This is a genomic window from Chryseobacterium sp. JV558 (genome assembly GCF_033712365.1).
Lineage (GTDB): Bacteria > Bacteroidota > Bacteroidia > Flavobacteriales > Weeksellaceae > Chryseobacterium.
On record NZ_WJHU01000024.1, the window covers coordinates 1 to 1459 of the forward strand.

Annotated in this window: 1 protein-coding gene; it reads right to left on the minus strand. The window is 40.6% G+C overall.

Annotated features, from left to right (window positions below; all coding sequences use genetic code 11):
- The coding region (locus tag GFU89_RS23200) for a non-ribosomal peptide synthetase (RefSeq protein ID WP_318849376.1) at positions 1-1449 on the minus strand (1449 nt) is incomplete at its 3' end.
- Positions 1450-1459 lie beyond the last annotated feature (10 nt).

Consider the following 1459-nt stretch of genomic DNA (forward strand, 5'->3'; position numbering starts at 1 on the left):
CTCTTTAAGACCCAGATGTACATGAAGGCGGTCGCTGATATGGCTGGATAAACGTGTCGCTTTCAAACTATGACCTCCCAAATCAAAGAAGTCATCATAAAGACCAATATTATCTGTATCCAGCGACAGAACATCACCCCAGATCTTAACCAGGATCTTCTCTGTAGAAGTTTGCGGAGATACGTACTCCACACCTGTATCGATGCCCATATCTTCTGGCATGGGTAGTGCTTTTCTGTCTACCTTTCCTCCGTTTGAAGTCAGTGGAAATTCAGCCAGTTGCATATAATATCCCGGGATCATATACGAAGGTAGACGTTCGGATAAATAAGATCGTAGTTCACGAATGCTTAACGAAGATTCACTCACATAATATAAAATCAGTTCTTTGTTCTCAGAGGAACCCTCAGTGGCATGAACAAGGCAGTTCTTGATCAGCGGATGCTGGCTCATAACCTGTGCAATCTCTCCAAGCTCGATACGGTAACCACGGATCTTCACCTGGTCATCATTCCTGCCCATGAACTCTACATAACCCTGATAGTTCCACCTGCCCAGATCTCCTGTCCTGTATAAACGTTCTCCTTCTTTGAATGGATGAGATATAAATTTCTCTGCAGTTAACTCAGGACGGTTCAAATAGCCACGGGCTAAACCGGAACCACTAACACAGATCTCACCAACTGCCCCTTTAGGCACTAATCTTAAATCTCCATCAAGGATATATAATTGTGTATTAGATATCGGACTCCCTATTGGGATGATTTCTTGCTCAAGTGTATCACAAAATGTAAAACTGGTCGAAATTACACTGTTTTCAGTTGGCCCGTAAGTATTTACCAACTTATAACGGTTGGTCGTCTTTGAAGTTAGCAAACGGTCCCCTCCTGTAAATAAATAAGACAGGGAGTGATTCTCTATCTGAATAAAAGGCTCACATAAAGCTGTAGGCAAAAACGAATGCGTAATACCATACTCTTCGTAAAAACTATTGAGCGCTTTTAAATCAAGACGCAAGGAGGTCGGAACAATATACAGACTCGCTCCTTTTAATAAATATGAAAATAATTCCCAAACGGAAGCATCAAAGCTATAATTAGAATATAAGGTCGATTTAGTATGCGGCCCTACATCAAAGGTTTCTATCTGCCAGAAACACAGATTCACAAACCCTTTATGCTCAACCATAACACCTTTGGGATGACCTGTGGTACCCGAAGTATAAATAACATACGCCAAATCATTCTCTGATATTGATATTTCTAAACCAGTATTCTCATAGGTTTCCTGGGTACTTGCAAAATCAGCATACAAAGCTGAATCAATAACTAAAATGCACCTACTGTCTTCAACAATATAATCAATACGATCCTGCGGATAATCAACATCGATAGGTACATAACCGCTACCCGTTTTAAGAATAGCCAAGATTGAAACTATCATTTCCAAAGAGCGATCC